Source organism: Bradyrhizobium sp. PSBB068 (assembly GCA_016839165.1).
Lineage (GTDB): Bacteria > Pseudomonadota > Alphaproteobacteria > Rhizobiales > Xanthobacteraceae > Bradyrhizobium.
Genome location: CP069300.1, coordinates 2,631,587 through 2,653,710, shown reverse-complemented (window position 1 = coordinate 2,653,710; position 22,124 = coordinate 2,631,587). Strand labels below are relative to the sequence as shown.

The 22,124-nt window shown below is 64.6% G+C and carries 20 protein-coding genes; 16 read left to right on the top strand and 4 right to left on the bottom strand.

Annotated features, from left to right (window positions below):
* Positions 1-17: 17 nt before the first annotated feature.
* From JQ507_12145 to JQ507_12135, 3 genes are all read right to left on the bottom strand, one after another.
* Positions 18-833 (bottom strand): carbohydrate ABC transporter permease, encoded by an 816-nt coding sequence (locus tag JQ507_12145; protein ID QRI73309.1) that lies wholly within the window; start codon positions 831-833, stop codon positions 18-20.
* 161 nt (positions 834-994) lie between these two features.
* Positions 995-1,933, bottom strand: coding sequence for a sugar ABC transporter permease (locus JQ507_12140; GenBank protein QRI72163.1), 939 nt, complete (start codon positions 1,931-1,933; stop codon positions 995-997).
* Between the two features lies 1 nt (position 1,934).
* Positions 1,935-3,119: an ABC transporter ATP-binding protein gene (locus JQ507_12135; protein QRI72162.1), complete on the bottom strand. Its 1,185-nt coding sequence runs from the start codon at positions 3,117-3,119 to the stop codon at positions 1,935-1,937.
* A 138-nt stretch (positions 3,120-3,257) separates the two neighbouring features.
* Here JQ507_12135 and JQ507_12130 point away from each other — a divergent pair, with 138 nt between their 5' ends.
* A complete protein-coding gene (locus tag JQ507_12130) occupies positions 3,258-4,115 on the top strand; it encodes a LysR family transcriptional regulator (GenBank protein ID QRI72161.1) in 858 nt (285 codons plus the stop codon).
* Here JQ507_12130 and JQ507_12125 read toward each other — a convergent pair whose 3' ends face one another.
* Complete coding sequence (locus tag JQ507_12125) at positions 4,116-5,036, bottom strand: LysR family transcriptional regulator (protein ID QRI72160.1); 921 nt, start codon at positions 5,034-5,036, stop codon at positions 4,116-4,118.
* 100 nt (positions 5,037-5,136) lie between these two features.
* Between JQ507_12125 and JQ507_12120 the strand changes: the two genes are divergently transcribed.
* The 15 genes from JQ507_12120 to torT all read left to right on the top strand — a co-directional run bounded on the left by JQ507_12120 (position 5,137) and on the right by torT (position 22,067).
* The gene (locus JQ507_12120) at positions 5,137-5,910 is read left to right on the top strand and encodes an ABC transporter ATP-binding protein (protein QRI72159.1); all 774 of its coding nucleotides are present in this window, start codon (positions 5,137-5,139) and stop codon (positions 5,908-5,910) included.
* Positions 5,907-6,629 (top strand): ABC transporter ATP-binding protein, encoded by a 723-nt coding sequence (locus JQ507_12115; GenBank protein ID QRI72158.1) that lies wholly within the window; start codon positions 5,907-5,909, stop codon positions 6,627-6,629. The genes JQ507_12120 and JQ507_12115 overlap by 4 nt, the downstream gene beginning before the upstream one ends.
* A 10-nt stretch (positions 6,630-6,639) precedes the next feature.
* Complete coding sequence (locus tag JQ507_12110; protein ID QRI73308.1) at positions 6,640-7,545, top strand: branched-chain amino acid ABC transporter permease; 906 nt, start codon at positions 6,640-6,642, stop codon at positions 7,543-7,545.
* A gap of 3 nt (positions 7,546-7,548) precedes the next feature.
* Complete coding sequence (locus JQ507_12105; protein QRI72157.1) at positions 7,549-8,622, top strand: branched-chain amino acid ABC transporter permease; 1,074 nt, start codon at positions 7,549-7,551, stop codon at positions 8,620-8,622.
* A gap of 37 nt (positions 8,623-8,659) precedes the next feature.
* The gene (locus JQ507_12100) at positions 8,660-9,841 is read left to right on the top strand and encodes an ABC transporter substrate-binding protein (GenBank protein QRI73307.1); all 1,182 of its coding nucleotides are present in this window, start codon (positions 8,660-8,662) and stop codon (positions 9,839-9,841) included.
* Between the two features lie 91 nt (positions 9,842-9,932).
* A complete protein-coding gene (gene pxpA, locus JQ507_12095; GenBank protein QRI72156.1) occupies positions 9,933-10,661 on the top strand; it encodes a 5-oxoprolinase subunit PxpA in 729 nt (242 codons plus the stop codon).
* A gap of 41 nt (positions 10,662-10,702) precedes the next feature.
* The gene (locus JQ507_12090; protein QRI72155.1) at positions 10,703-10,945 is read left to right on the top strand and encodes a biotin carboxyl carrier domain-containing protein; all 243 of its coding nucleotides are present in this window, start codon (positions 10,703-10,705) and stop codon (positions 10,943-10,945) included.
* 12 nt (positions 10,946-10,957) lie between these two features.
* A complete protein-coding gene (locus JQ507_12085) occupies positions 10,958-12,358 on the top strand; it encodes an acetyl-CoA carboxylase biotin carboxylase subunit (protein QRI72154.1) in 1,401 nt (466 codons plus the stop codon).
* A 43-nt stretch (positions 12,359-12,401) separates the two neighbouring features.
* Positions 12,402-13,277, top strand: a complete 876-nt coding sequence (locus JQ507_12080) for an allophanate hydrolase subunit 1 (GenBank protein ID QRI72153.1) — start codon at positions 12,402-12,404, stop codon at positions 13,275-13,277.
* Complete coding sequence (locus tag JQ507_12075) at positions 13,267-14,244, top strand: biotin-dependent carboxyltransferase (GenBank protein QRI72152.1); 978 nt, start codon at positions 13,267-13,269, stop codon at positions 14,242-14,244. Before JQ507_12080 ends, JQ507_12075 begins: the two co-directional genes overlap by 11 nt.
* 208 nt (positions 14,245-14,452) lie before the next feature.
* The gene (locus JQ507_12070; GenBank protein QRI72151.1) at positions 14,453-15,418 is read left to right on the top strand and encodes a LysR family transcriptional regulator; all 966 of its coding nucleotides are present in this window, start codon (positions 14,453-14,455) and stop codon (positions 15,416-15,418) included.
* A gap of 106 nt (positions 15,419-15,524) precedes the next feature.
* Complete coding sequence (locus JQ507_12065) at positions 15,525-16,484, top strand: helix-turn-helix domain-containing protein (GenBank protein ID QRI72150.1); 960 nt, start codon at positions 15,525-15,527, stop codon at positions 16,482-16,484.
* A gap of 390 nt (positions 16,485-16,874) precedes the next feature.
* Positions 16,875-18,899 carry a hydantoinase/oxoprolinase family protein gene (locus tag JQ507_12060; protein QRI73306.1) on the top strand — a complete coding sequence of 675 codons (2,025 nt, stop codon included), beginning with the start codon at positions 16,875-16,877 and terminating at the stop codon, positions 18,897-18,899.
* Positions 18,900-18,902: 3 nt separating this feature from the next.
* Positions 18,903-20,864, top strand: a complete 1,962-nt coding sequence (locus JQ507_12055; GenBank protein QRI72149.1) for a hydantoinase B/oxoprolinase family protein — start codon at positions 18,903-18,905, stop codon at positions 20,862-20,864.
* Positions 20,865-20,960: 96 nt separating this feature from the next.
* A complete protein-coding gene (gene torT, locus JQ507_12050) occupies positions 20,961-22,067 on the top strand; it encodes a TMAO reductase system periplasmic protein TorT (protein ID QRI72148.1) in 1,107 nt (368 codons plus the stop codon).
* Positions 22,068-22,124 lie beyond the last annotated feature (57 nt).

The following is a 22,124-nucleotide window of genomic DNA, read 5'->3' as shown; positions in this document are numbered from 1 at the left end:
ATTGCGATGCTGCAGGGCTATTTCATGCCAGACAGCGTAATTCCTTCGATGAACCGCCGCTGCGCGAGCAGGAATGCGACGATCAGGGGCGCGACGATGACGGTGGCACTGGCCATCATCGGTCCGTAGAGGCTTCCGTCGCCGCCGCCGCGAAATTCGTGCAGCCCGAGCGGCGGCGTGAACAGGTTGCGATCGCCCGTCACGACGACCTTCGGCCAGAAATAGTCGTTCCAATGCGCGACGATGGAGAAGATCGCGAAGGCGAGCAGCGCCGGTACCGCCGTCGGCAGCATGACCTTCCAGATGATCGAGAACTCGCTCATGCCGTCCATGCGTGCCGCATCGATGAGATCGTCGGGCACCGTCATGAAGAACTGCCGCATCAGGAAGATGCCGAACACGGAGATCGTCCAGGGCACGATCAGGGCCGCGTAACTGTTTGTCAGGCCAAGCTTGGCGAGCATAATGTAAAGCGGCAGCGCGATGGCATGCACGGGAATCAGCAGGCAGAACAGGACCAGGCCGAAGACTGCATCTCTGCCCCAGAATTTGAGCTTGGCCAGGGCGTAGGCGGCGGGCAACGCGATGATGACCTGGAGAACAAAGATGGACGCCGTCACGATGACGCCGTTCAGGAGGTAGCGCAGCAGCGGGGCCTCCTTGAACGCCGATGCGTAGTTGAAGATCACCGGTCGCTCCGTGCAGTGCTCGCGCAGCGCAGCCGAGAGCTTGGCGCGGACGGCCGCCGTGTCGAGATCCGGATTGGCTCGCGTGGCCTGCTCGATCGCCGTCCGGCCCGGCTCGTTGCGCTTGACGCAGAACTCGTCGACCATCGGCGCTTGCGAGCCGAAGAAGCCTCCCTCATTGCGCTCGATCTCGCCCGGCGACTTCAGCGACGTCGACAGCATCACGTAGAACGGCAACGCGACGATCAGGGCTCCGAGCATGAGCAGGGCGTGTTTGAGGCATTCCGTTGCGGAGAAGCGATGGACGGTCATGCGTAGTGCGCCTTCCTCTCGATCACATATTTCTGAATCGTCGTCGCGATCAGCACGAAGGCCAGGAAAATCACGGCGATGGCCGCGCCGATCCCGATCAGGTTCTCGCGGATGCCCTTCTCGAACATCGCGAACAGGATGACGTAGGCGCTGCGGGAGGGGCCGGCCCCCTGGTCGTAAAATCCCTCGACGATGTCGAAGACCTGGAACGAGCGGATCACCGTGATGGTCACGACGAACACCGTCGTCGGCGCCAGCATCGGCCACGTCACCAGGCGGAATCGGTCCCATGCAGTCCGCGCGCCGTCCATCTCTGCCGCCTGATAGAGCTCGGGCGGCACCGAGGTCAGGCCGGCGAGAAACAGCACCATGTTGAATCCGAATCCCTGCCAGACCCCGACGAAACAGACGGTCCAGATCGCGTAGGATCTATCGCCCAGCCAAAGCGGGAAGCCACTGCGACAGCCGCGATCGAACCATGGCCAGGCATGGAGCCAATCGGCGCCGCAGAAGGACGCCAGCGTGCTGTTGACGATTCCGAGCGTGGGGTGAAGCGCGAAGCTCCACACCACCGACATCGCCATGAGCGTTGCCATCACGGGCAGGAAGAACACGGTCTTGTAGAATGCGCCGCCCCAGCGCAGCGAGTGGATCAGCAGCGCGGCGCCGAGGCCCAGGCCGATCGATAGCGGCGTGACCGTCAAGACGTAGGTCAGCGTTGCGCCAAACATGCTCATGTAGCGCGTCTGAGTGAATATCTTGACGAAGTTGTCGATGCCGACCCAGCGCGGGCCGTCACCGCCCAGGCCGTAGTCCGTCAATGACAGCAGCGCGACGCCGACGATCGGCAGCAGCAGGATTACGACCATCAGCGCCAACGCGGGAGCTACGAAGATCCGGCCTGCATGACGAGCCGCGGACGACGTGGACGCCATCTCACGCCCCCGCCATGACCGGAGACCGATCGCGGACCGCGGCAGTTTCGCGGAGCGGCAGGCGCCCCTTGTCGGCGCCGAACACCAAAATCCTTGCCGGATCGAGGTGCAGCTGCACTGCCGTCCCGACCGCAAGGGACCGCGCCGTCTCGGGTGATGAACGCACGATCACGCGGTGCTCGACATCGGTGATCCCGCCGCCGAGAGCGGCATGAACGAAGACATCCGCTCCCAGGTTTTCCTTATAGATAATCCGGGCGTCCAGCCCTTGGTCGCAATCGCCGGCGCCGATCCGCAGATGTTCGGGCCGCACTGCCACCGTGACGGCTCCAGGCGTGCCGACAAGGCGCTGCGGCAGGATCCGACCGAACACGGCGATATGCCCGTCGGCGTCCGCCGTCGCCGGCAGCGTGTTGATCTTCGGACTGCCGATGAACTCCGCCACCCTGAGATCGCACGGCTCGTCGTAGATATCTTCGGGAGTTGCAACCTGCAGAATGTTGCCTCCCATCATGACGGCGATGCGGTTCGACATCGTCAGGGCTTCGGCCTGATCGTGCGTCACGTAGATGAAGGTCGCGCCCAGCGCGCGATGAAGCTCGGCCAGTTCGGCCCGCATATGGACCCGCAATGCCGCGTCGAGGTTGGATAGCGGTTCGTCCATGAGAAAGGCGACCGGCTTGCGAACCATCGCCCGGCCGAGCGCAACGCGTTGCCGCTGTCCACCGGAGAGCTGCCCCGGTTTCCGCTGCAGCAATTGCTCGATCTTCAAGGTGCGCGCCGTCTCTTTGACGGCTGCTTGGATCGACCGGAGCTTCCTTCCGCGCGCGGGCGACAAACGTCCCAGCAAGGGCAGCCGCTCGAGCAGCGAAAGATCGCGCAACAACAGCGGCGTCATCATGTTGCGCTCGACCGAAAGATGCGGGTAGAGGGCATAAGACTGGAACACCATCGCGAGATCGCGGGCGCTCGGCCTGATGCCGGCAACGTTCCTGCCGTCGATCAGTACATCTCCGCTGCACGGATCCTCCAGCCCCGCGATGATGCGCAGCAGGGTCGATTTGCCGCAGCCTGACGGCCCGACCAGGGATACGAATTCTCCGTCGGCAACGTTGAGGCCAACGTCCCCAAGCACCTTGGTCGGGCCGAAGGCCTTTTCGATATTACGCAAACTGATCGCGGCCATGTGAGCTTCCGTCGCAACGATTTTTCCGCAGACGGTTCTGGCGCTCCAATGCAACAAAGCTGTTACATTCATAACCTAAGCTTATGTTTGCGCATGCGGGGTAACGACGCATGTCGGATATATCCAGGACGAATCGAGATGTTGCTGACGAGCGCGAGGGTTCGCGCGTTCAATGCGGTCCTCGAGACCGGAAGCTTCTCCGCCGCCGCGAAAAAACTGGGTCTATCGCAGCCGGCGATCACGCAGTCAGTGCGTGACATCGAGCGGGAAGCAAACATTACGCTGTTCGAACGCCGCGGACGAGCGATCGCACCGACAGCCTTGTGCGCGGAGTTGTATCGGCTGACGGCGGAATCCGAACGCTGCGAAACCGAGGCGCTGAAGCTACTGAAGCAGCACGCCAACTTGGAAATCGGAACATTTCAGATCGGGCTCGGGAATTCGATGCCCGGCATGGCGCTGATCCGAGAGTTCCGCCGCCGATTTCCGGGCGTCCAGGTTCAGGTCGAGCTGGGGTCATGGGCCAACATCATCGCAGCCGTCGTGGAGCAGCGTGTCGATGTCGGCGTGCTGCCCAACGTGCCCGATGACGGCCGGTTCCTGCGCAGAATCTGCGTCAAGCAGGACGTGGTCGCCATCGTCGCAGAGGACGCCCCGCTGGCCCAGCTCACGCAAACGAGCTGCAGCGAACTGGTACGCCATCCGCTTATTTTCAGAACCGCGACCTCTTCTACACAGCGGGTCGTGGACCGGGGCTTTCGCAGCAGTGGCTTGGCACCAAGGCCGACCATGGTTCTCGACACTCGGGACGGCGTCCATGAAGCCGTCGCGAACGGCCTCGGGATCGGCTTCATGTGGGAGTTCGGCTCAAGCCGCAAGGACGGCATCCGCAAGCTTCGTGTGGTCGACTTTGAGCAGAGTCATCCCGAACACGTCTTTCACCTGACGGGACGCGCAAGCCCGCTCGTCAGAGCGTTTCAGGCCATTCAAATCTAGCTAGTCGAATTGGACCGGATCAGATCCGGGATATGAGTGGGCGACAAATTCGCAGAACGCGCGAGCGGCCGCGGACAGCTTCGTCTTGCCTTTCCAGGCAAGCCCGACGTCCATGGTGTGGACGTCGTCATCGAGCGTCTTCAGATCAATGCGATGACCTTCGAGCGACCAGGGACGGTAGACCATGTCCGAAAGGATGGTGATTCCCATACCGGTCGCGACCATGCTGCGAACCGCCTCAACCGAAAGGGTACGGAAGATGACGTTCGGAACGTGCGTCGTGTGCTGCCAGTAGCGCATCGCGGAGCGTTCGGCCTCATCGACGGTCAGCATCAAATACGGCTCGCTCGCCAGGTCCGCCAGCTTGACGCTGTCCTTGCGCAGCAGCGGATGATTGACGCAGGTCCACAAGCGGCGCGGTGAGCGCAGCAGCAGCCGCGAGCGGATCGAGTGCCGGTCATGCAGGTTCGCGATCAACATGATGGCTGCATCGACGCTGCCGCTGATCAGGCTCTGCTCGATCGCATCACGTTGAAACTCGTGCAGCCGGACCGTGATGCCCGGAAAGGTCCGCCAGAACCGCGTCAGCAGCGGCGGCAGGAAATATCCGGCAACGGTGTAGCTCACCGCCACGTCGACGGTGCCGTCGACCTGCGTTCCCCAGCGATGCGGCCCCCTTGTCGCATCCGACACGCTCGCCTCGATCGCGCGGGCGCGCTGCAGGAACTCATGGCCGTCGAATGTCAGCGTCACGCCGTTGGAATGGCGATCGAACAATTTGCGGCCGAGCTCAGCCTCGAGCGCCTTGATCGACGAGGTGACCGCCGACTGCGTCACGTTCAAAGCCGCCGCAGCCGCCGAAACGCGGCCGCTCTCTGCCGTCGCGATGAAATGCCGGACCTGACGAAACGTCAGAGACATAAAAAATTCCGATATCAGTGAACGATATTTCGAATTTTACAATCCCGCGACGGAACGGAAAAATCAATCCGTCGGTTCCGGGTGAGAAGGCGTTGGGATGATGTCTGATGGTTTGGAGTTGGTCGCTCGCGGTGTCAGCGTCCAATTCGAAGGCCTGAAAGCGCTGTCCAACGTTACACTGACCGTGCCGCGGGGGCGTATCGCAGGACTGATCGGCCCCAATGGGGCCGGCAAAACCACCCTTATTAACGTACTGACCGGATTCCAGCCGGTCGGCACCGGCACCGTCGTGTTGGAAGGCGAAACGCTCAACGGCATTGCAGCGCACATGCTGCGACGCAAAGGCGTGGCGCGAACCTTTCAGTCAGGCCGACTTTTCCGCGACCTGCCTGTGGTGGACAACCTGGAAGTGACCGGCGTCGGCCTCGGCCAGAGCCGGCCCGACGCAATCGGCGAGGCCGAACGGGTCATGGCCTGGCTCGGCATTTCGCACCTCGCCAACACCATCGCCGGCGCGCTGCCCTATACGGACGAGCGTCGCGTCGCGATCGGCCGCGCCATCATGGGCACGCCGCGCTATCTGTTGCTCGACGAACCGGCGGCCGGCATGTCCGAACACGAGAGCCACGAACTCGCCGCGATCATCCGCCGCATCGCGGTCGAGCTCAATGTCGGCGTGCTGCTGATCGAGCACAATATCGGCCTCGTGCTCGAACTCTGCGAACGCATCTTCGTGCTCGACTCCGGCGAGGTCATCGAAGTCGGCCCGCCCGCCCAGATCCGCGACAGCGATGCGGTGCGGCATGCCTATATGGGCACGCAGCGCGACGAGCTGCTTCCATCGGTCGCAGCCGAAGCGGCCGTCGCGTCATGACCGCGCTCGTCGTCGACGACATCACGGTAAGCTATGGGCGCCTCACGGCGCTCCGCGGCGTGACATTGACGGTCGAGGAAGGCGAAATCCTGTTCGTGACCGGCCCGAACGGCGCCGGCAAGTCGACGCTGCTGAGCGCCATCGCAGGCGTCGTGCCGCCGCGCTCCGGCTCCATCATGATCGATGGCGCAGGGATCGCCGGCGCCGCGCCCGAGGACATCGCCCGGCGCGGGTTCTCGCTGGTGCCGGAGGGACGCAACGTCTTCGGCGCGTTGACGATCGAGGAGAACCTGAAGGTCGGCACCGGTATGCGCGCCGACCGCAGGACAATCGCCGACGACCTCGATCAGATCTACCAGGAATTCCCGATGCTGGCCGAGCGCCGCCACACCCCGGCGGGCATGCTCTCCGGCGGCCAGCAGCAGATGCTGGTGATCGGCCGCGCGCTGATGGCCGCGCCCCGCATCATGGCCATCGACGAGCCGTCGCTCGGCCTCGCGCCGAAGATCATCGACCAGGTCTACGAGATCCTGCTGCGGCTGCGGGCACTGCGCAAGCTCACCCTCCTGATCGTCGAGCAGAGTTCGACGCGCGCCATGATGACGGGCGGGCGGATGGTCCTGATCCGCGGCGGTCGCATCGTGCTCGAGGGCCCCGCCGCCGACCTGGTCCGGGACGATCGCCTGAAGCAAAGCTATTTCGGCTTCGGAGATCACTGAGATGCGCGAGCTGCTCCAGATCATCTTCGACGCGCTGAGCCTCGGCAGCCTCTATGCCCTCGGCGCGCTCGGCATCGCCCTGATCTTCGGCGTGATGCGGCTGGTCAACTTCGCCCATGGCGATTTCATCGCCTTTTGCGTGTTCGCCATGCTGTGGCCGTCGATCGATGCGGCGGCGGTGGTGTTTGCCGGCCAGCTGCCGTTCTATCTCCTGATCCCGCTGCTGCTGCTGACCGGCGCCGCGCTGTCGATCCTGTCTGAAATCGTCGTCTTCCGCCGCTTCCGCAACGCCAACCCGGCGACGATGATGATCGCGTCCTTTGCGCTCGGCTTCGTCATCCGGCATCTGCTGCTGATGCTGTTTTCCAGCCGGCCGAAGTCGATCACGCTGTGGCCGAGCCTCGGCCTGCCGGTCGAATTCCTCGGCGCGCATATTCCGATGCTGCAGGTCGTGACCATCATCATCACGCTGACCGTGCTGGTGATCCTCGTCCTGTTCCTCAAGCGCACCCGCTACGGGCTGGAGATGCGCGCGGCGGCCGATAATTTCACCATGGCGCGCATGCTCGGGGTCCGCGCCAACGGCGTGATCCTGCTGGCCTTCGCCATCAGCGGCATGCTGGCGGCGGCGATCGGCCTGATCCTGGCGACCAATTCCGGCACCGCCGACATCGGCATGGGCGCCAACGTGATGCTGATCGCGTTCATCGCGACCGTGATCGGCGGCCTCGGCAGCATTCCCGGCGCCGTTGCCGCCGGTTTCCTGATCGGTGCGGCCAGCGTCGTGTTCCAGGCGACCCTGCCGCACGATGCCCGCGTGTTCCGCGACGCGTTCGTCTACGGCGCCGTCATCGTCGTCCTTCTGGTGCGGCCGCAAGGGCTGTTCGCACCGAAATCCGCCAAGCAGAGGGTCTGATCGATGTCGCAGCGGCCGTCCGTCATCCGGCAAACGATCATCACGCCGATCGTGCTGATCGTGGCGCTGCTCATCATCGCCGCCCTCTCCTATCAGTTCGGCAGCCGGGCGTTCAACCGCACCGTGGTCGAGATGTTCATCAACATCATGGTGGTGGTCGGTCTCTACGTCTTCGTCGGCAATTCGGGCCTGCTGTCGTTCGGCCATATCAGCTTCATGTGCCTCGGCGCCTACACGACCGCCTGGCTCACGATTCCGCCGGTCATGAAATCGATCACGCTCAAGGGCCTCCCGACGTGGCTGCTTCATGCGCAGCTGCCGATGTGGGTAGCAACGCCGATCTCCGGGGTATTCGCCGCATTGTTTGCCCTGATCGTCGGGCGCGTCATCATGCGCCTGTCGGGCATCGCCGCCTCGATCGCGACCTTCGGCCTGCTCGGCGTCATCAACAATGTCTATTCGAACTGGGATTCGGTGACGGGTGGGCAAGGCTCGATCGTCGGCATTCCGCCCACCATGAACGTCTGGACCGGATGGATCGGCGGCGCCGCGGCGATCGCGATCGCCTATCTCTACGCGATCTCGCGCTCGGGACTGGCGCTGCGCGCTACCCGCGACGAGGCAGTCGCCGCCAGCGCCTCAGGCATCGACATCGTCCGCGAGCGGCTGATCGCCTTCGTCGTCAGCGCCTTCATCATCGGGCTCGCCGGCGCGCTCTACGCGCACTTCCTGAGCATCGTCAATCCCGGCGCATTCTATCTGCGGACCACCTTCATCACGCTGTCGATGCTGGTGGTCGGCGGCATGTACAGCCTCAGCGGCGCGGTCTCGGGCGTGGTCGCGATCTCGCTGCTGATCGAGCTGTTCCGCGATCTCGAGAAAGGCATCAGCCTCGGCGGGCACACCGTCGGCTTGCCGAACGGCGCCCAGGAGATCGCGATCGGCATCATCACCATCGTGATCCTGATGTACCTGCCGACCGGGTTGACCCGCAACCGGGAGTTCTCCTGGCGCCGCTGGCCGCTGCAGCGGCGCGTGGCCCGGCCGGTCCAGACCGCATTGAAGGAACTGCACTAACGCTCGTTTTGCAAAATTGGAGGAGTGGCATATGCGCTTGACGACATTACTCGGCATCCTGGCCGGAGCATCCACGCTCTGGATCGCACCGGCCCGGGCGGCCGACGAGATCGTGGTCGGTTTTGCGACCGCGGCATCCGGATTCATGCAGGCTTATGACAAGCCGGCGCAGGACGCGGCGCTGATCCGGATCGACGAGATCAACAAGGCCGGCGGCCTGCTCGGCAAGAAGCTCAAGCCGGTGTTTGCCGACACCAAGACCGACCAGGCCGAAGGCGCCAAGGCCGGCCTTGCGGTGCTCGACCAGGGCGCCGACCTCGTGATCGTGTCCTGCGACTACGATTTCGGCGCGCCCGCGGCGCTGCAGGCGCAGGCTGCCGGCAAGGTTTCGTTCTTCCTCTGCGCCGAATCGATCAAGGCCGGAATTCCCGGCGTCGGCCCGTTCTCGTTCTCGGCCTCGGTGCTGGCGCCGGTGCAGGGCGCGACGATGTCGGAATGGGCGTATACCAAGAAGAACGCGCGCAGCTTCTATCGGCTGCTCGACAGCTGGACCGTCTACAACAAGGGTATCTGCGACGGTTTCGACTGGATGCTGCCGCGCCTGAAGGAGGCCAAGCTGGTCGGCAGCGACACCTTCAAGAACGACGACGCCTCGATCGCTTCGCAGATCACGCGCATCAAGAGCCTGCCGAAGGAACCCGACGCCATCATGCTGTGCACGATGATGCCGGGCGCCGTCTCCGCCATCAAGCAGATCCGCGCCGCCGGCATCAAGTCGATGATCCTCAACGGCTCGGGCGTCGACGGCAGCTACTGGATGAACGCCGTTCCGGATCTGTCGAACTTCTACGTTCCGGTTCAGGGCTCGGTCTACGGCGACGATCCGAACGCCAAGGTCAACGAGTTCAACAAGAAGTACAAGGAGGTCACCGGCGGTGACCCGTCCAGCCAGTACGTCTATCCGGGCTATGTGCTGATCGACGTCTGGGCCAAGGCGGTCGAGCGGGCCAAGTCGACCGATGCAGCGGCGGTCGTGGCCGAACTCGAGAAGATGAACAACGAGCCCACGCTGTTCGGGCCGCGCACCTTCACCAAGGACATCCACCACCAGAACCAGGGCCGTTACCTGATCGTCGACACCGAGGCCGGCAAGCCGAAGGTGATCGACCAGTGGACGATCTCGGAGAAGATCCCGCTGGACTATCTGGTGTCCAAGTAACCCGGCAACACGCCGCTCTGGGTGCGCTGGACGCACGCAGGGCGGCCTCGCCGCCGGTCCTTTATAAAGCCTGCTGGAAGGAAATCAGGAGATGGTCGTGATCAACTGCGACATGGGCGAGGCCTACGGCCTCTACAAAATGGGCGACGACAAGGCATTGATGCCCCATATCGACGTCGCGAACGTCGCGTGCGGCTTTCATGCCTCCGACTTCAATCACATGCGCAAGACCGTGCAGCTCGCCAAGCAGTTCGGCGTCAAGGTCGGCGCGCACCCCTCGCTGCCGGATCTGCAGGGCTTTGGCCGCCGCGAGATGAAGATCAGCCGCGAGGAGCTCGGCAACTGCCTGCTCTATCAGATCGGCGCGCTCAAGGCGTTCCTCGACGCCGAGGGCATGCCGCTCAATCACATCAAGCCGCATGGCGCGCTCTACGGCATGGCCGCGCGCAACGAGGAGATCGCTGAGGCCGTGGCTGACGCCGCCGACGTCTACAAGGTGCCGCTGCTCGGCATGAAGGGAACGCTGCACCAGCAGGTCTACGAGCGGCGCGGCCACGCTTTCGTCGCCGAATATTATGCCGACCTCGACTACAATGGCGACGGCAGCCTGATCATCACACGCGAGCACGAGGCCAAGGATCCGGTCGATGCCGCAAGCCGGTGCGCAAGGGCCGTCAACGAAGGCAAGACGCGCACGGTAGCGGGAAATGACATCATGGTCGGCGCCGATTCGATCTGCATTCATTCCGACACGCCGAATGCGGTCGCCATCGCAGAGGCCGTTCGCGAAGCAGTCCGCCCCTATCTCACCGCGCGCTGAGCCGTCGCGGCAACGAAGCAAAGATTCTCAAAGAGGAAACCATGGCCACCCAGCAGATCTTCTCGCCACTCCCGGGCATCTTCTACCGCAAGCCCGCACCCGACAAGCCGGTCTACAAGAACGACGGCGACGTCGTTGCGGAGAGCGACACGATCGGGCTCATCGAGGTGATGAAATCATTCAATGAGGTGAAGGCCGGCGCTGCCGGCAAGATCGTTCGCTTCCTGGCCGAGAACGAGGATGCCGTGATGGCCGGCCAGCCGATCGCCGAAATCGACGTTTGAGCGCACCCGGCCATGGCGATCAAGAAGCTCCTCATAGCCAATCGCGGCGAGATCGCGGTGCGCATCATCCGCGCCGCGCGCGATCTCGGCATTGTGACCGTTCAGGTCCACAGCAAGGCCGACAAGGACTCGCTCGCGGTCCGGCTCGCCGACGAAGCGGTCGATATCGGTCCGCCGCAGGCGTCGAAATCCTATCTCAACCAGGCAGCGATCCTCGCCGCGGCACAGAGCAGCGGTGCCGATGCGATCCATCCCGGCTACGGCTTCCTTGCGGAGAATGCCGAGTTCGCAGCCGCCGTCGAAGCGGCCGGATTGATCTTCGTCGGCCCGACCGCGCAATCGATCCGCCTGATGGGAGACAAGGTCGCGGCGCGCGAGGCCGCCGCGGCGGCCGGCGTGCCGACGGTGCCTGGCAGCGAAGGGCGGCTGGAGTCGGCGGAGGCGGCATTCGCGCTGGTCGGGAAAACCGGCTTCCCTGTCATGATCAAGGCCGCAGCCGGCGGCGGCGGACGCGGCATTCGCATCGCGCGGTCTGCCGAGGAGTTTCATCATCTGATGCCGCAGGCGCAGGCCGAGGCGCTCGCGGCCTTCGGCGACGGCGGGCTCTATGTCGAGAAACTCGTCGAAGGCGCGCGGCACATCGAGGTCCAGGTGCTCGGCGATGGACGCGACGTGATCCATTGCTTCGAGCGCGAATGCTCGCTGCAGCGTCGCCGCCAGAAGGTCTGGGAAGAGGCCCCCTCACCCTCGCTCACCCAGGCCGTACGTGAGAAACTCTGCACCTCGGCCGTGGCGCTCGCCAAGGCGGTCAACTACCGCGGCGCCGGGACACTCGAATATCTCTATGATGACAGGACCGGCGAGTTCTATTTCCTGGAGATGAACACCCGCATTCAGGTCGAACATCCCGTCACGGAAATGGTCACCGGCATCGACCTCGTGCGCGAGATGATCCGAATCGCCGGCGGCGAGCCGTTGCGCATCCGTCAGGACGAAGTGCGCGTCAGCGGCCATTCGATCGAGGTTCGCATCAACGCCGAGGATCCCGCCAGGAATTTCCTGCCCAATCCGGGTACGGTGAACGCGCTGTGCGTCCCCGGTGGTGACGGCGTGCGCTTCGACAGCATGCTCTATCAGGGCTACACGGTGCCGCCGTTCTACGACAGCCTGCTCGGCAAGCTGATCGTGCACGACAAGGATCGGCCGAGCGCCATCAGGCGGCTCGAACGCGCGCTGGCCGAGCTCAACGTCGAGGGCATTTTCACGACAAAGCCCCTGCACCAGGCGCTGGCGCGCGACGCCGACGTCAAGGCCGGACGCTTCCATACGGCATGGCTCGAACCGTGGCTGGAGTCCCATGCCGCCGGCCTTGCCACCGCTCAACCGCCATCGACCGTGAAGGTCGCGCCATGATGGCAAGAGAATCCGCCCCGTCAGCAACAGGAGGCCGCTAGTCATGCAAACCCGATTTTCCTTCGGCGGCGACGAGCACATCTTCGCCGAGGTCGGCGAAGCGATGTCGCTCGAGGCCTTTTTCAAGAGCCTCTTCATCACCAATGCGGTGCGCGACGCGAAGATCAAGGGCGTCACCGAGATCTGCCCGGCAAACGCGTCCTATCAGGTCAAGTTCGATCCCGACCAGATCAAGCCCGACGATCTCCTCACCGAGCTGAAGCGGCTGGATTCCGCATCGGAGAAATCGGAGCCGGTGATCAAGACGCGGATCATCGAGATTCCCGTGCTTTACAATGATCCCTGGACGCACGAGACCCTGATGCGCTTCCGCGAGCGTCATCAGGATCCAAACGGGACCGATCTCGAGTACGCCGCCCGGATCAACGGCCTCGAGAGCGTCGACGCCTTCATCAAGGCGCATTCCAGCGCGCCCTGGTTCGTCTCGATGGTCGGCTTCGTCGCCGGACTGCCCTTCCTCTACCAGATGGTCGAGCGCAAGCGGCAGCTTCAGGCCCCGAAATATCTGCGCCCGCGTACCGACACGCCGAAACTCACCGTCGGGCATGGCGGCTGCTTCAGCTGCATCTACTCGGTGCGCGGCGCCGGCGGCTACCAGATGTTCGGCATCACGCCGATGCCGATCTACGATCCCAACCAGAACATCAGCTATTTGCGCGACTTCATGTGCCTGTTCAGACCGGGCGACATCGTGAAGTGGAAGCCGATCGACCGGGCGGCCTATGACGCCGCGGTCGCCGACGTCGACGCCGGCCGCTTTGCGCCCGTGATCCGCGACGTCTCGTTCTCGCTGACCGAGTTCAACCGCGACGTTGACGCCTACAACGCCAAGCTCGATGGAGTTCTCCATGGCCGTTAAGGTTTTGAAGCCGGGTCTAGCGACCACCGTCCAGGATCTCGGGCGTCCGGGCTATTATCACATCGGCATCCCGCTCTCCGGCGGCATGGACCGTCACGCGCTCGCGGCCGCCAATCTCCTGGTCGGTAATGAGGCGGGTGCAGCCGTGCTCGAAGCCGTGTTCATGGGACCGGAGCTTGAATTCACCGAGGATACCATCGTCGCGATCACCGGCGCGGAGCTGCCGCCGAAACTCGACGGCGAGCCGCGCGAGACCTGGACCAGCTTCAAGGTGAGGCGCGGCCAGATCTTATCCTTCGATTTCCTCAAGCAGGGCGCACGCGGCTACATCGCAGTCGCCGGCGGTATTGATGTGCCCGTCGTTCTCGGCTCGCGCTCGACCTACGCGCTCGGCGCGCTTGGCGGATTCAAGGGCCGCAAGCTCGAGGCCGGCGACGAATTGCCCATCGGCCATGCCGCCGCGACAGGCAAGGACGGACGCAGCGTCGCCAGGGAGTTGCGCGGGCAACCGGCGGGAATGCCGACGGAACTGCGCGCGATGCCCGGCCTCTACTGGCACCGCATCACCGAGGCGGCCGGCAACGGCTTCTTCTCTGACACCTGGAAGGTCGCACCGGAGGCGGACCGGATCGGCTACCGCTTCAAGGGCGGGAAGCCGCTCGAATTCGTTCCACGCGAACCGCCGTTCGGCGCCGGTTCCGACCCGTCCAATATCACCGATGCCTGCTATCCCTACGGGTCGATCCAGGTTCCCGGCGGCACCGAGCCGATCGTGCTGCATCGTGATGCAGTCTCCGGCGGCGGCTACTTCATGGTCGGGACCGTCATCGCCGCGGACATGGACCTAATCGGCCAGCTGCAGCCCAACACGCCGGTGAAGTTCGTCAAGGTCGATATGAAGGAGGCGCTTGCGGCGCGCAAAAGCCGCTCGGAGTTGCTCGGCAGGCTGCACAGCGCATTGGCATAGTCGCCGGTAACCTGCCCTGTCCGCCAAGACCGCGGTCACCGATCGGTGACCGCGTGATCACGTCCTGCGCTTCAGGCCGTCGGTTGCGGCCTCTCAGGTCCGGAATCGGCGCCGCCGCGCGCTCTCGGCTTGTCGGCACGAGAGTTGCAAAGAATACCGCTGGGCTGAGAAACACGCTCATGAGTTAGGCAACATCGGAACAACCGCGATGTCCGTTTCTCTGAAACAGATCCGCTACTTCGTCGCCGCCGCCGAGACCGGGCGCATCAGCCAGGCGGCGATCGACCTCAACGTCTCGCAATCCGCAGTCACCGCGGCGATTCAGCAGCTCGAGGCGACCGTCTGCGCGCGCCTGCTGGAACGCGCGCCGAACGGCGTCACCGTAACGATGGAGGGCAGCCGCTTCCTGTCCCAGGGCCGTCAGATCCTCGCCGCCGTCGCCGAGGCGGTGCGCAACACGCAGATATCGGCGGGACCACTGTTCGGCACGATCCGCATCGGCGTCACCTATACCGTGTCGGGCTATTTCCTGCCGCGTCACCAGAAGCGGTTCCAGGCCAGCTTTCCCGGCATCACGATCGAGCTGTTCGAGGCGCCGCGCGACGTGCTGGAACGCGCGCTCGTCGACGGCGCGCTCGATCTCGCTGTGATGCTGGTCTCGAACCTGCGCGACAATGCCATGCTGACGAGCGAGACGCTGCTGCGATCGCCGCGCCGCCTGTGGCTTGCGCCAGAGCATCCGCTGACCCGCACTGAGCGGGTCCATCTCGCCGACATCGCAGCCTATCCCTACGTCATGCTCACCGTCGACGAGGCCAAGCACACCTCGATGCGCTACTGGAGCAACGCCTCGCTCGAACCGAACACGATCTTCCGCACCTCCTCGGTCGAAGCCGTGCGCTCCATGGTCGCAGGCGGCATGGGGATCGCCATCCTCTCCGACCTGATCTACCGGCCCTGGTCGCTGGAGGGACAGCGGATCGAGACCCGCGTCATCGAGGACGAGGTGCCCAGCATGGATATCGGTCTGGCCTGGCGGCGCGACACCAAGCCGTCGGAAGCAGCGATGGCGTTCCGCGATTTCATGCGCTTCGCGGTCGCCGGCGTCGGGCCGGGGCGGCCCCCCGTCAGCATGGATCAGCGGCACCAGGCCGAGGAGGCGATCGAAATCTAGAACATCTGTTTCCGTTTTATTCGACTTGACGCCGTCCGGCTGTCCTCGCCAAACTTTGGCCGGGGACACGACGACCGGAGGCACAGCCGGCGGCGGGGAGTGAGACATGCAAGTCACCTACACGACCAACGACATCCCGTTGCAGAGCCGCCGCCAGTACTGGCAGGAGGTCGTCTCGAAGACTTACTACTCGCTCGACCTGCGCTTCCCGAGCAGGCGCGAGTTCGATGCGCGCCTCGGCGCCTGGTCGATGGGTCCCCTCTCGGTCTCGCGAAACATCGCCAATGGCCTGCTGTACAAGCGCCATGAGCGGCATCTCCTGAGCGAGCGGGAGGAATCCTTCCTGATCACGGTGCCCGAACTCGCCGAAATCCGCTTCGAGCAGGACGGCAAGGTGGTGCACTGCAGGCCCGGCGCATTCCTGATCGAGCGCAGCCACCTGCCCTACGAATTCAGCCATCAGGATCCGACGGCGCTGTGGTGCCTGAAAATCCCGAGCGCTGTGCTGCGCGGGCGCATCACACGGCCCGAACGCCTCGCCACGCTGCAATTCGACGCCAGCCGCAGCGTCGGCGCGCTGTTCGTCGACACGTTGCGGCTCTCCGCCGAGCGGATCGAGGAAATGGACGAGACGGCTCGCGCGATGATGGGCAAGCACCTCATCGAGCTGCTTGCGATGGCCATCGAATCCGACGACCGCGTGCTCACCGGCCACTCCTCCTCGGTGCGCAACGGCCATCTGCTGCGCTGCGAGCAGTTCATCCGTAGCCACCTCGACGACATGCGGCTGACGCCGCAGATGATCGCTGATGGCTGCGGCATTTCGCTGCGCTATCTGCACCAGATCTTCGAAGGCGAGGGTCTGACCGTCTGCGCCCATATCCGCAACCAGCGGCTGGCAATGTGCGACGCCCTGCTGCGCGATGCGAGCTGCCGCAAGAGCATCTCGGAAATCGCCTATCAATGGGGCTTTGCCGACCAGGCGCAATTCAGCCGCAACTACCGGAGCCGGTTCGGCTGCACACCCAGCGAGGCCCGCGCCACCTCGCGCGCCGCCAACGCCTGACGACGGCATCGATAACGCCACCGGTGTGATGTTCCCTGGTCGGCCCGCCGCCGGTCCGGGCAGGTATGCCCCCGTGCAGGGCATCGCATATGGTTACGGCCAGGTCCCATAGCGGGTGTAAGCCGCCTGCATAGTTTCGGAATAATAGAATAACACGACTGATTTGCCCGACATGTCAAGCCGGGCGAATGCCGGCGCGCCGCCGGCTCCTTTGCATGGGGTTGTTTTCGACGTTTTGCAGTACGCCCCTGCGGAGGCGGGCGATATGCGACAGCCCCGCCCCATGCGGGTACGCTCTCTCGCACAAATCTTCCTGCGCTCAGCGTCAAGAAGGCAAGCCGCCGCTCTGCCTAAGATCGGCGAAACGCTTGTTCGAAAGGAAGACGCATGGTGCAGGACCTTCGTGTGGCTGTCGACGTCGGGGGCACGTTTACCGACATCTGCATCATGGACGAGACGACCGGTCTCATCCGCATCGAGAAGACCTCCTCCACGCGCGATCCGATCGAAGGGATCATGGGCGGCGTGTCCAAGGCCGGGATCGATCTGTCCAGGGTGGCGCTGTTCTCGCACGGCACGACGGTTGCCACCAACGCGCTGATTACGCGCCGACTGCCCCGCACCGCCGTGGTGACGACCAAGGGGTTCCGCGACGTCATCGAGATCCGGCGCGCCAACAAGGAAGATCTCTGGGACACCTACAAGGACGTCGTGCGGCCCTATGTGCCACGGCGGGACCGCCTGACCGTGCCCGAGCGCGTCGATGCCGGGGGCAAGGTGATCGAACCGCTCGACGTCGAAGCCGCGCGCGCGGTGGCGCGCATCCTCAAGCGTCGTGGCGTTGCCGCAGTCGCGGTCTGCTTCATGAACGCCTATCTCAACGGGGCCAATGAGCGCGCCATGCGCGACATCCTGCTGGCGGAGATGCCCGACATTCCGGTGTCGATCTCCTCGCAAGTGCTTCCCGAGATCTTCGAGCATGAACGGTTCTCGACCACGGTTGCCAACGCCGTGGTGAGCCCGGTCGTCGTCAACTACACGAGCCGGCTCGGCGAGCGCCTCGCCCGCGAGGGCTACACCCGCGATCTCCTGCTGCTGCACACCGGCGGTGGCGTGATGACGCCGGCGAGCGTCAAGGATTTTGCGGCCCGCCTCGCCGGCTCCGGTATCGCTGCGGGCGCCATCGCCAGCCGCTATATCGCCGGCCTCTGCGGCTTTCCCAATTCGATCGGCCTCGACATGGGCGGTACGTCCACCGACGTGTCGCTCGCCTATGAAGGCCACTCGCGCGTCACCAAGGACTGGCACATCGAATTCGGCTATCCGATCCGCTTCGCTTCGATCGAGGTGCTCACGATCGGCGCCGGCGGCGGCTCGCTGGCCTGGACCGACCCGGCCGGCTCCCTGCGCAACGGCCCGCAATCGGCCGGCGCCCACCCGGGACCGGCCTGCTATGGCAATGGCAACACGCAGCCGACCAACACCGACGCCAATGTGACGCTGGGCCGCCTCGGGACCGATCTCGCCGGCGGCAAGGTCAAGCTCGACCCCGCATTGGCCGAGCAGGCGGTCGAAGACGGCGTTGCAAAACCGTTCGGCCTCGGCCTGCACGAGGCCGCCGACGCGATCGTCAAGGTCGCCAATGCCAACATGTCGGATGCTGTGCGGCTGATCTCGATCAGCCGTGGCTACGATCCGCGCGACTTCGCGCTGGTGGCGTTCGGCGGCGCCGGCGCCCTGCACGGGGTCGACGTCGCGCGCGAGCTGGCAATTCCCGTCGTGATCGTGCCGCCGAATCCCGGCGTGACCTCCGCGCTCGGATGCCTGCTCGTCGACATGCAGCACGATTTCTCGCAGAGCTGCATGGTCGACGCCGCCGACGCCGACGCGACCGAGATCGAAGCACAGTTCGCCGAGCTCGAGAAAGCCGCGCTCGCGCGCCTCATCCATGAGGGCGTCGCGCAGCAGGACATCGTGCTGCAGCGCTCGATCGACATGATGTATCGCGGCCAGTGGCGTTCGCTCGCGGTGAACGCGCCGCAGCCGATCGGCGCGATCGCCGACCTGGTGCAGAGCTTCCACGCCGAGCACCAGCGCGAATACAATTTCCGCCGCGACAGCGCACCGGTGAGCTTCTTCCGCCTCAATCTGAAGGCGGTCGGTGTGGTTCCGAAGGCCGAATTTGCCGTTCACGCGCCGACCGGTGTTAGCCCCGCGCCGGTTGGCCACCGCAGGGTGTGGTTCGAAGGCAGCGGGCTCGATACGCCCGTCTATCGGCGCGCCGACCTGCCCTGCGGTTTCTCCTTCCAAGGCCCCGCGATCATCGAGCAGCTCGATGCCACGACCGTCGTGCCGCCCGGCGCCAGCGCCGAGGTCGACAAATATCTCAACATCATCATCCGCGTGAAGGAGTGAACCATGGCCACGGCCCTCCCGCTCGATCCCGTGACCTTCGAGGTCCTGAAGAATTCCTTCATCACCAGCGTCGACCAGATGGGCGAGCAGGTCCTAAGGACCTGCTACTCGTTCGTCATCTACAACCGCGACTTCTCCAGCGCGCTGCATGACGCCAACGGCGAATGCGCGGCGCAAGGCAACCAGGATATCGCTGTCCACGTCGGCACGCTGCATTTCACCTGCAAGGACGTGATGCGCCATTTCGAAGGTGACATGCATGAGGGCGATGTCTTTGCGATCAACGATCCCTATGCCGGCGGCACGCACTTCTCCGACGTGCGGCTGATCCGCCCGATCTTCGCCGACGGCAAGATCATCGCCTTCAGCCAGTCCAACGGACACTGGTCGGACGTCGGCGGCAGCGTGCCGGGATCGTTCGACGTCGCCGCCCGCGAGATGTTCCGCGAGGGCCTGCGCATCACACCGGTCCGCCTGTTCGACAAGAACGGCCTGCGCAAGGACGTTGCGCATCTGATCGCCTCCAACACCCGTGACCCGGCCTCGATCATCGGCGACATCCAGGCGCAGGCCGAAGCCACTGCGGTCTGCGAACGCGAGATCCTGCGCCTGGTCGGCAAATACGGCCGCGACACGGTCGAGACCGGACTTGCCGCCGTGCAGGACTATGTCGAGCGCTCGGCCCGGCAGCGCATCGCAGCGCTTCCTGACGGCGAATGGGAAACCGTCGACTATATCGACCGCGATCCGGCCGGCGGCGAAGGCATGATCCCGATCCGCATCAAGATGACGATCAAGGGCGACCGCGCGATCTACGACTTCACCGGCAGCCATCCGACCATCGGATCGATCTACAACTCGGCGTTCGGCGCCACGTTCTCGGCGGTTGCGGCCGGCATGAAGACCTTCTTCCCCGACCTGCCGCTCAATTCCGGCTTCTACCGCTGCTTCGACATCATCGCCCCCGAAGGCTCGATCGTCGATGCCAAATGGCCGATCGCGGTGACGGGCTTCCTGATGCCGTTCGAGAAGATCATGAACTCGATCTACGAAATGTGGTCGAAGTTGATGCCCGAGCGCGCGCTCGCCTGCGCCTTCAACCTCGAATATCTGCTGACCGGCGGGCTCGACGCCCGCAGCCCCGACAAGCCGATCTTCATGTTCTACGACTGGCTGCCCGGCGGCTGGGGCGGACGCAACGGCAAGGACGGCAGCAACGTCACGACCGCTTGCTTCGGCACCGGATTGATGTCGCAGCCGGTCGAAGGCCAGGAGCGCGCCAACCCGATCCTGACCACCGAATGCGAGATTCTCACCGACTCGCCCGGTCCCGGCAAATGGCGTGGCGGCGCGGGCGTGGTGAAGACGTCGCGGATGCTGCAGGCCGAGAAGACCGTGATCTCCTACATCTGCGACCGCGAGCGCGCCATCGTGTGGGGCATCGAGGGCGGCTTGCCGTCGATGCCGCACGGCCTGACCCTGAAGCGCGCCGGCAGCACCGCAGAGGAGCGGCTCGGCTCGATCTTCTCGGACGTCCCGATCGGCGAAGGCGACTTGTTTTCGCGTCCGACCGCCGGCGGCGGCGGTTTCGGCGATCCCTTAGAGCGCGATCCGAACCTCGTGATCGAGGACATCAAGGACGACTATATCTCGGTCGAGCGCGCCGCCAAGGACTATGGCGTCGTGGTTCACACTATCGACGCCGAACTCTGCAATTATGAAGTCGACAAGGTCGCGACCGCGGCGCTGCGCACGAAGATCCGCGCCGAGCGCGTCGCCAATGTCCGGCTCGATCCGGAGTTGGTCGCGCAGCGCTACCGCAGCGGTGAGCTCAACGCGTTCGACGTGATCCGCAGCCACGCGGTGATCCTCGACTGGGGCACCGGCGCGCTGCTTGCCGAGTCCACCCGCCAGTTCCGCGAAGCGTTCGAGCGGCGCTCGGTCGCGATGTGGAAAGCCGGCTGATCGTCACGGCAGCCGCGCCGCCGGCGCGGCCCGTGCGGCAGAAAAGGACGAGAAGCCGTCGCCCTTCACTTTCATTCAAACCATGAGGATTGCGCTATGACGATCTCGACGTGCCTTTCTTCCAACCGGCTGTGGCCAATCCGCTCCGTGCTCGGCATCGCCGCCGCCCTCGCCCTTGCCGGCGCCGCCACTCCGGCGGCGGCGGGGACCGAGACGCCGTGGTTTCCGATGAAGGTCTACGATGCGTCATCCGGCACGCCGAAGCCCGCCGACTACACACCGCTGCCGAAGGCCGAGAAGCCCTACAAGCTGTGCGTGCTGTTTCCCCACATGAAGGACAGCTTCTGGGTCGCCGTCGCCTACGGCATCGTGAAGCAGGCCGAGGCGATGAACGTCAACATGAACCTCTACGAGGCCGGCGGTTACGAGAACCTGCCCAAGCAGCTGTCGCAGTTCGACGACTGCATGGCAAGCGGACCGGATGCGATCATCGTCGGCGCCATCTCCGGCGCGGGCCTCAGCAAGAAGTTCGAGGAAGCCAAAACCAAAGGCGTGCCGGTGGTCGGCGTCACCAATCCGCTGCCGCCCAACGCGCTGCCCGCGGCCAATTATGTCGACTTCGTCGCGATGGGCGAGGTCACCGGCGACGGTCTGCTGGCGCAGGCCAAGCCCGGCGATAAGCTCAATATCGTTACGTTCCCCGGTCCGGCCGGCTCAGGCTGGGCAGAGTCGTTCAACGAGGGCTTCAAGAAGGCGATCGCCAAGAACCCGAACGCCAAGATCCTGGCTGAAAAGTTCGGCGACTCCGGCGTCGCCGCGCAGCTTCAGCTCATCCAGGACGCGCTGCAGGCCTATCCCGCCATGAACGTGATCTGGGGCACCGCCCCCACCGCGGAAGCCGCCATCGGCGCCGTTGCCGAGGCCGGCCGCAGCGACCTGAAGATCGTGTCGTCCTACGAGAACCAGGCCATGCTCGACGCGCTGAACCGCGGCGACATCCTCGCCTTCGCAACGCAATATCCCGTCGGCGAAGGCGCGATCGCGATCGACCAGGCCGTGCGTCTCATCGAGAAGAAGCCGGTCATGAGCCTGGTCCAGCCGGTGGCCACCGTCATCGACAAGACCACCGTGCCGAAATTGCAGATGGATCTCGTGCTGGCGCCCGCAAGCTGGACGCCGGTCTATTCGGTCAAGGCCAAGTAGGCCGATCGATACGGGCGGGAGCCGGCTCCCGCCTGCCTGCTCACGGCCACGGAGACG